This window comes from Pontimicrobium sp. MEBiC01747 (genome assembly GCF_053601635.1).
The window spans coordinates 17634-27013 of sequence record NZ_JBSHNS010000554.1 but is presented as its reverse complement, the minus strand read 5'-3'; the positions used below and the strand labels follow the sequence as shown (position 1 = coordinate 27013).

Sequence of the window (9380 nt, the reverse complement as noted above, 5' to 3'; positions counted from 1 at the left end):
ATAGGGTTCTCTCTTCTTTATTTTGTTCTAAAATTTTACATTAAAACTAATAATCCCTTAATTTTATTGCTATTCTCTGTTTATTTATTAGACGGTGGTTGGACTATTCTTGAAAGATTATTAAGAAAAGAAAATATTTTTATTGCACATAAAAGACATCTCTATCAAATATTAGTAAATGACTTTAAAATGTCCCATATAAAAATCTCAACATTTTATTTTATAATCCAATTAATAGTTAATATGATTATGATTTTTTTAATATTAAAAGATTATAATGGAATAACATATTTAGTATTAATTTTTGGCGGTTTTTCAATATTTTATTTTTTTATTAAATTAAGGTATATATCTAAATTGAATCCATAAAAATGAAATCAAAAATATTTCTATCCTCTCCACATTTACAAGGAAATGAAATTAATCATATAAAAAGTGCTTTAGATAGAAATGAACTTACTACAGGAGAAAATATAAATACATTTGAAACTAATCTACAAAGTTATTTAAATGAAGATGTGCATGTTGCTTGTCTATCTTCAGGTACCGCTGCGATACATTTAGCATTGGTGCAATTAGGCGTTGGTTTAAATGATGAAGTTCTCTGCCAAAGTTTTACCTTTTCGGCATCAGCAAATCCTATAACATATCAAGGAGCTAAACCTATTTTTATAGATAGTGAATTAGACACATGGAATATGTGTCCAATAGCTCTCGAAGAAGCAATAAAAGATAGAATAGCTACAAGTGTTAAACCTAAAGCAATAATAATTGTACACTTATACGGTATGCCTGCAAAAATTAGCGAACTTTTAGCAGTGGCAAGAAAATACAATATCCCAGTAATAGAAGATGCAGCAGAAGCGTTAGGCTCAACATATAAAGGAAGAAAATGTGGTGTCTTTGGAGACTTTTCAATCCTGTCTTTTAATGGTAATAAAATTATAACCACGGCAGGAGGAGGAGCATTAGTCTGTAAAACTAAAAAAATTAAAGAACAAACAATTTTTTATGCAACCCAAGCTAGAGATCAAGTAGCACATTATGAGCATTCTAAAATAGGATATAATTATAGAATGGATAACATAAGTGCGGGTATCGGTTGCTCACAAATGGACGTATTAGAGAAATATATAGAACTAAGACGCGAAAATAATACCTTCTATAAATCACTTTTTATAAATACCAAAGGTGTTACTGTGTTTGAAGAATTTAATAAAAACGAAATATTTTCTAACCACTGGCTAAGTTGTATTTTAATAGATAAAAAAGCATCATTTACAAGAGACGAATTGTATAATAAAATGTTAGAAAATAACATAGAAACAAGGCCTTTATGGAAGCCAATGCATTTGCAACCCGTTTATAAAGAAGCACCATATTACGGCTCAAATATTAGTGAGAGATTATTTAAAACAGGTTTATGCTTGCCAAGTAGTTCTAATTTAACACTAGAAGAACGAAATAGAATTTTGAAAGTAATAAATAGCTTTAAATTATAATTATTAACTATATTTTCTGGTAAAGCCCTTTTATATTTCGATATTGTAATTATAATTAAGATATTTGCTAACTAGAAGTAATTACCCAGATGCTTAAAAAGATAAAACAAGCTTTAAGACAAGTATTAAAATCTAGTAAGAAAAAAATAGATTTTAAAAATATAAGTTATTTACCGCGTTGGGCCATTCTATGTTTTGACTCTACAATTCTATTAATAGCCTTGATTACTACAAAAATAATTGTAGGTAATTTGCAGAATATCAACTATATATATCTTTCCCCTACAAGCCAGGAATTTATAGTAATTTTAGTAAATATATTGTTCTTTATTTTGTTCAGAACTTATGCAGGGTTAATTAGGCATTCTACATTTATAGATGCTGTAAAGTTTTTTTTAGCCTCTGCATCAACAATAGTAACGGTACTAATAATTCATTATGCTTACTTATTAATTACTGGAAGTATATTATTTTTAGTACCTCAAATATTAGTATATGCAGTAATCTCTTTTTGTGGCTTATTTCTATTTAGAATTATGGTAAAACAAGTCTTTGAAGTTTATCTAAATTTTAATTATACAGAATCAGAATTAAACGTATTAGTCTACGGTACCGGAGAAAATGCTATAGCTATAGCAAGTGCATTACGTTCAGAAAAACCTACACGGTACAAAGTTGTAGGATTTATAGATAAAGCAGATAAAAATAAAAGTAAAGAAATATTAGGGCTACCAATAATTCATCTCAATAGAAAAACAGCAGTTTTATTAAGAATTTATAAAGCACAAGCATTAATCTTAGCAGATAATGAATTAACTAAAGAACAAAGTATATCTATAGTAGATAATTGTTTGGAATATAATTTTAAAGTCTTTAGAGCACCTTTAATTTCCGATATAGAAAGCAATACAAATCTATCGAATCAAATTCAAAATATTCAGATAGAAGATATATTAGAAAGAGAACCTATACGGTTAGATAATAAGTTGGTAGCTAAAGAAATATATAACAAATGTATTTTAGTTACTGGAGGAGCGGGGTCGATAGGAAGTGAAATTGTTAGGCAAGTAGCTAATTACAAGCCAAGTATGTTAATTATTCTAGATCAGGCAGAATCCCCACTATACCAAATACAATTAGAAATAAAAAATAACTTCCCTAGTCTACCTTTTGAAGCTGTTATTGCAGATGTTAGAAAAGAAAAAGTAATAGACGAAATATTTAAAAAGTATAAACCAGATGTGGTATATCATGCAGCAGCATATAAGCATGTGCCACTAATGGAAAATTATCCTTCTGAGGCCATATTTGCCAATGTGTTAGGGACAAAAAATATTGCAGATTTATCCTGTAAATATAATGCAGAAAAATTTGTAATGGTTTCTACAGATAAAGCAGTAAACCCAAGTAACGTCATGGGTGCCTCAAAACGTATTGCAGAAATATATGTACAAGCATTACAAGATAAAGTAAAAGAAAAACGAAAAATTAAAACAAATTTTGTAACCACTAGATTTGGAAACGTATTAGGCTCTAATGGCTCTGTAGTACCATTATTTAAAAGACAAATAGAAGAAGGCGGGCCATTAACCATAACACACCCCGATATTATAAGGTACTTTATGACTATTCCCGAGGCATGCCAGTTAGTAATAGAAGCAGGAGCCATGGGTAACGGAGGGGAAATTTTTATATTCGATATGGGAGAAGCTGTAAAAATTATAGATTTAGCCAAAAAGATTATAAGACTAGCTGGCTTTGTACCATATAAAACTATGGATATAAAAGTAATTGGGTTAAGACCAGGAGAAAAGTTATATGAAGAACTTTTAAACGAAAAATCAAAAACGTTACCAACATATAACGATAAAATAATGATAGCTAAAATTGAAACGTATGATTATGATTCTATAAGCGATTCCATAAACGACTTAATAAATATAGCAAGAAGAGAAGATAAAACTGAAATTGTAAAGAAAATGAAGGATATAGTTCCTGAATTTTTAAGTATGAATTCAGATTTTGAAACATTAGATAAGAAAGTAGTATAATATGAAAATAACAGTAGTAGGAACAGGGTATGTAGGTTTAGTAACAGGAACCTGTTTAGCCGAAACCGGAAACGATGTACTTTGTATAGATATAGATGAAAATAAAGTAAAACAAATGCAGCAAGGAGAGGTGCCTATTTATGAGCCTCACTTAGATGTTTTATTTGAACGAAATATAAAAGCAAATCGTTTAAAATTCTCTACTAATTTAGAAGAAGGATTACAACACGGAGATATTATTTTTTTAGCATTGCCAACACCAGAAGATGAAGATGGCTCAGCCGATTTAAAATATATACTAGGTGTAGCCAATGATATAGGAAAATTAATAACAGATTACAAAGTAATAGTCGATAAAAGTACAGTACCAGTTGGCACATCAGATAAAGTTAAAGAAGCAATATCTAAACATACAACAGTACCGTTCGATGTCGTTTCTAACCCTGAATTTTTAAGAGAAGGATTTGCAGTAGATGATTTCTTAAAACCAGAACGAATAGTCGTAGGAGCAAGTAGCGAAAAGGCGATTGCACTTATGGAAAAGTTATATAAACCTTATGTAAGATCTGGAAACCCAATTATTATAATGGATGAAAAGTCTGCAGAACTTACAAAATACGCCTCAAACTCATTTCTCGCAGCAAAAATTACTTTCATGAACGAAATTGCAAATTTTTGCGAGAAAGTAGGAGCAGATGTAGATAAGGTAAGAATAGGTATGGGAACAGATTCTAGAATAGGGAAACGTTTCTTATTCCCAGGAATAGGCTATGGAGGATCCTGTTTTCCAAAAGATGTAAAAGCGTTACATAAGTCTGGAAAAGACAATAATTATAATTTTAAAATATTAGATGCTGTTATTTCTGTAAATGCAAAGCAAAAACTAGTGCTAATACCTAAGATAAATCAATATTTTAATAATGATTTAAAAGGTAAGAATATAGCCGTTTGGGGTTTAGCATTTAAACCAGAAACAGATGATATTAGAGAAGCCCCAGCACTAGATATAATAGATAGCTTATTAGAATTTGGTTGTAATATAACAGCTTTTGATCCAGAAGCTATGCCAAATGTAGAGCGAAAGTTAGGAGATAAAATTAAGTTTGCTAAAAGTATGTACGATACTTTAGAACAAGCAGATGCCTTGGTTATTTGTACAGAATGGAGCATATTTAGAACACCAAACTTTGAAAAAATAAAGACGCTAATGAACGGAAATGTTATTTTCGATGGTAGGAACCTTTACGATGTTAAAGATGTCGAAAACGAAGGATTTAAATATGTTTCAATAGGTAGGTAATGGAGAACAAAAAAGTATTAATTACAGGAGCAGCTGGGTTTCTAGGATCTCACTTATGTGATCGTTTTATAAAAGAAGGTTACACGGTTATAGGAATGGATAATTTTATAACTGGAGACAGAAAAAATATAAAACACTTAATAGACCATCCTCGTTTTAATTTTATAGAACATGATGTAACAGAATTTATTAAAATAGAAGGAGAGCTAGATTATATTCTTCATTTTGCATCACCAGCAAGCCCAATAGATTATCTTAAAATACCTATTCAAACACTTAAAGTAGGCTCTTTAGGAACCCATAATTTATTAGGATTAGCAAAAGCTAAAAAAGCCAGATTATTAATAGCATCTACTTCTGAAGTGTATGGAGATCCATTAGTACACCCACAAACAGAAGAATACTATGGAAATGTAAATACCATAGGACCTAGAGGTGTTTACGATGAAGCCAAACGATTTCAAGAATCCATAACAATGGCCTACCATAGATTTCATGGATTGGAAACTCGAATTGTAAGAATTTTTAATACCTACGGGCCAAGAATGAGGCTAAACGATGGTAGAGTTATTCCAGCCTTTATGGGGCAGGCACTTCGAGGAGAAGACTTAACTGTGTTTGGAGACGGATTACAAACACGTTCGTTCTGCTACGTAGATGACCAAGTAGAAGGTATCTATAGATTGCTACTAAGCGATTATTCTAGTCCTGTAAATATTGGTAATCCTCATGAAATAACAATAAAAGACTTTGCTGAAGAGATTATAAAACTAACGGGAACTTCACAAAAAGTGATTTATAAAGATTTGCCAGTAGATGATCCAATGCAAAGACAACCAGATATCACTTTAGCAAAAAAACTATTAAACTGGGAACCTAAAGTAGATAGAGCGAAAGGTATGCAAATAACGTATGACTATTTTAAAAATTTAAGCGAAGAAGAATTATATAAGAGCGAACATAAAGATTTTTCTAGCTACAATAAATAATAAGTTTAAAATATGGAATATAAACGCGGAAGGTATTCATGGCTTATACGCCCCTTTCTTATCATTTTTGATATTACTGTCATAAATGTATTAGCGTTTTATTTTTTCAATTTTAATGAAGAAAAATTATATTTTTTTTCCAACGATTTTTTTAATAATAAACACCTTCTATATTTTTTCTATTCAATAGAATTATGGATACTCTCAACATCATTATTAAAATTTTATAAAGTATATCGCTATACTTCTGCGTTAAATATTATATCTCTACTAATAAAACAGCTATTTGTTTACAGTATTATATTTTTAGCCTTTGTAGGAGCCTTTAGAAGTATAAATATTCAAGCATTCGAAATGCTTAACTATTTGTTACTTTCATTTGCGGTTATTAGCTTGATAAAACTATTAAGTTATTATGCTTTAAAAACGTATCGATCTTATTTAAGAGGAAATGTAAGGCGCGTAATTATAATAGGTAAAAGTGAAGGCGCTAACGAGTTAAAGGCATTATTTACTCAAAAAAAAGAATTAGGATATAACCTATTAGCAACATTTAGCGATTCTAAAACAGGAGAATATACAGGAACAGTTGCAGAAAGTTTTAATTACCTTAATGAGAACACTGGAATAGACGAAATATATTGTGCTATAGATGAATTAACAGAAAAACAAGTTAATGACTTTGTTAAGTATGCAAATATTAACCACTGTAACATAAAATTTATTCCAAATACAAAGAAACTATTAACAAAACGACTTAAAACAGACTTTTATAATTACCTACCCGTTCAGTCTATTGAAGAAGTAGCACTAAATAACGATTTTAATAAAATTATAAAACGTACTTTCGATGTAATATTTTCTATATTTATTATCGTTTTTGTTCTATCCTGGGTTTCTGTAATTCTTTTTATTTTAATAAAATTAGAATCTAAAGGGCCTTTATTTTATAAGCATACACGTAATGGAATAAACTATAAAGAATTTAATTGTTATAAATTTAGATCGCTTAGAACTTTAGGTGAAGTAAAAGGAACATACGTAAAACAAGACGACAACAGGGTTACAAAAATTGGGCGATTTTTACGTAAAACAAGTATAGATGAATTACCACAATTTGTTAATGTATTAAAAGGAGACATGTCTGTTGTAGGACCAAGACCGCACATGCTATCTTATACAGAAGATTATTCTAAAAAAATAGACAAATATAACTTTATATTTAGGCACAATGTAAAACCAGGCATTACAGGTTTAGCACAAATAAAAGGTTACAGAGGAGAAGTAAAATCTGATGAAGACATAATTAACCGTATAAAGTACGATATCTTTTATATAGAAAATTGGTCTTTATTAATAGATATAAAGATCATTCTGCAAACCGTAGTACATATTTTTGTAGTACAAGACGAAGCTTATTAAAACAGCTTTATAAATGAATAAATTAGTCTCTATAATAACCCCAATGTATAATTCTGAAGCTTTTATAGTAGACACTGTAAACAGCATTATAGCACAAACCTATACAAACTGGGAGTTATTACTTATAGACGATAAGTCTTCAGATAAAACAATAGAGATTGTTAACCGCTTTATTAAAAAACAGTCTAATATAAAATTATTAGAAAATACTGTAAACTCTGGAGCGGCAATTACTAGAAATAAAGGCATCATGGCTGCAAAAGGAGACTACATAACCTTTTTAGATGCAGACGATTTATGGAAACCACAAAAACTTGAAAAGCAAGTTGCTTTTATGCAAATTCATAATTGCGATGTTAGCTTTAGTAGCTATGAACAAATAGACGAACAAGGAAAACCATTAAATAAATTAGTAAAAGCATTACCAGTTTTAACCTATAAAAAATTTTTAAAAAGTAATTATATCGGTAACCTAACAGGAATGTATAATACTGCAACTTTAGGTAAAGTAATGTCGCCAAATTTGCGAAAACGCCAAGATTGGTTAATATGGTTAGCAGCCGTAAAAAAATCTAAAAAACCAGCACAAGGCATTCAAGAATCTTTAGCATATTATCGTATTAGAGAAAACTCAATATCTTCAAATAAAGTTAATTTGTTAAAGTACAATTATGCTGTTTATAAAAAAGGATTAGGATTTTCTACAATAAAATCAATCTATAGTATGTTAGTGTTTTTAAAAGAACACTTTTTAGTAAAATCTAAGCAAACGGTTAATTTAAGTGAGAACTAAACTGCTTCAGTTTACCACTTTTAGCACGTTTTAATACTGTTTTACGCTCAAAAGAAACAGATAAACCTGTTTCTAAATATTTAGAAATAGCGCCCTTAATAAGCTCTATTTTCTCTTTAGAAAGAGGACTTTCACTAACATAGCTTATTTTAAAAGTATCTAGTTTAAGTTGTTCAATAATAAACTCTTTTACATTTCCGTCGTCTTCAATAATAGTTTTAGTAACGTAGTAAAAGGTTAAACCAGCTGCACGTTTTCCACTAGGTAAAATAGCAATATCGTTAGTGCGTCCAACTAAATGTTTTAAAATAGGTTTTCTAAGAGTGCTTTTTTCCGAAAACGCACCAATATCTCCCAATTGATAACGAATAAAAGGATGTGCTTTGTTGTAAAGCGAAGTAATAACAACTTTGCCTTCTTGTCCATTAGGAACAGGTTGGTTGTTTTCATCTAGGATTTCAATAAATAAATCCTCACTATTTACTATCCATTCATCATCGATATTTTGAAATGCTATTAAGCCCAACTCGGCTGCGCCGTATTCGTTCACTACGGGAATACCAAATTGTTTTTCTAAAAGCGCTTTATCATTATCAAAAAGCATTTCAGAAGTTACAATACAAACTTGTAAGCTAGGGCAACTCTCTTTTAGAATACTATTTTTGCGCTCTAAAAATTTAGCAAACTGAACTATAGAGCTCGTGTAGCCATTAATATAATCGAAAGCAGTATTTTTAAATTTGTTGAGGTTTTTTTCTAGTTGAGCATCACTTAAATCAAAAACTGAAAATCGATAACGACGACTTAAAAGGTCTTTTAAGCGCTCCTTATAATACCCTATTGTATTTAAGGGGATTCCGTAAAAACGAGCTTGTTTAGAAGTGTTAAAATCTAAATTATACCAACTATATCTATCTATAAAACCAGACCAAGTAATAGCATGGCAATATTTGTCTTTTGCAAAAATAAAAGGCGTTCCTGAAGATCCAGAAGTTTTATGAATATGGCAATTTTTAGCCGAGTACCCTTTAGATAACCTATTTTCTAGAGGTTGTTGTAAATCTAGTTTTGTTATTACAGGAATACTATTCCAATCTTTTGGGTTTATATTGGAGGCTAACTGTTTGTAAAACGAATTATTTTGTAAATGATAATTTATAATAGTGTCTCGCTGCTTATAAAAATAAGCTTCATATTCTGTGTCGTTTAAGTTTTTAATAACTTTAAAAGCAGTAGAAGCTTCTTTAATAGGGAAGCCATTAATTCGTAGAGAAAGATTAAATAAATTCAAAAGAAAAACGTATAAATATGTTTATGTAAAGT

The 9380-nt window shown here is 29.8% G+C and carries 7 protein-coding genes; 6 read left to right on the top strand and 1 reads right to left on the bottom strand.

Annotation, left to right across the window (positions count from 1 at the left end; genetic code table 11):
* The first annotated feature begins 371 nt into the window (after window positions 1-371).
* The 6 genes from ACVC2P_RS18445 to ACVC2P_RS18420 all read left to right on the top strand — a co-directional run bounded on the left by ACVC2P_RS18445 (window position 372) and on the right by ACVC2P_RS18420 (window position 8057).
* Window positions 372-1502, top strand: a complete 1131-nt coding sequence (locus ACVC2P_RS18445; RefSeq protein ID WP_452599920.1) for a DegT/DnrJ/EryC1/StrS family aminotransferase — start codon at window positions 372-374, stop codon at window positions 1500-1502.
* An 89-nt stretch (window positions 1503-1591) separates the two neighbouring features.
* Entirely contained in the window at window positions 1592-3553 is a 1962-nt protein-coding gene (locus ACVC2P_RS18440) for a polysaccharide biosynthesis protein (RefSeq protein WP_452599919.1), read from the top strand.
* 1 nt (window position 3554) lies between these two features.
* On the top strand, window positions 3555-4853 hold the full coding sequence (locus ACVC2P_RS18435) for a UDP-glucose dehydrogenase family protein (protein ID WP_452599918.1): 1299 nt from the start codon (window positions 3555-3557) through the stop codon (window positions 4851-4853).
* Window positions 4853-5842, top strand: coding sequence for a UDP-glucuronic acid decarboxylase family protein (locus ACVC2P_RS18430; protein WP_452599917.1), 990 nt, complete (start codon window positions 4853-4855; stop codon window positions 5840-5842). Before ACVC2P_RS18435 ends, ACVC2P_RS18430 begins: the two co-directional genes overlap by 1 nt.
* 12 nt (window positions 5843-5854) lie before the next feature.
* Entirely contained in the window at window positions 5855-7264 is a 1410-nt protein-coding gene (locus ACVC2P_RS18425; RefSeq protein WP_452599916.1) for an exopolysaccharide biosynthesis polyprenyl glycosylphosphotransferase, read from the top strand.
* 13 nt (window positions 7265-7277) lie between these two features.
* Entirely contained in the window at window positions 7278-8057 is a 780-nt protein-coding gene (locus ACVC2P_RS18420; RefSeq protein WP_452599915.1) for a glycosyltransferase family 2 protein, read from the top strand.
* Here the strand turns inward: ACVC2P_RS18420 and ACVC2P_RS18415 are convergent.
* Window positions 8038-9348, bottom strand: a complete 1311-nt coding sequence (locus tag ACVC2P_RS18415) for a phenylacetate--CoA ligase family protein (RefSeq protein WP_452599914.1) — start codon at window positions 9346-9348, stop codon at window positions 8038-8040. The genes ACVC2P_RS18420 and ACVC2P_RS18415 overlap by 20 nt on opposite strands.
* Window positions 9349-9380 lie beyond the last annotated feature (32 nt).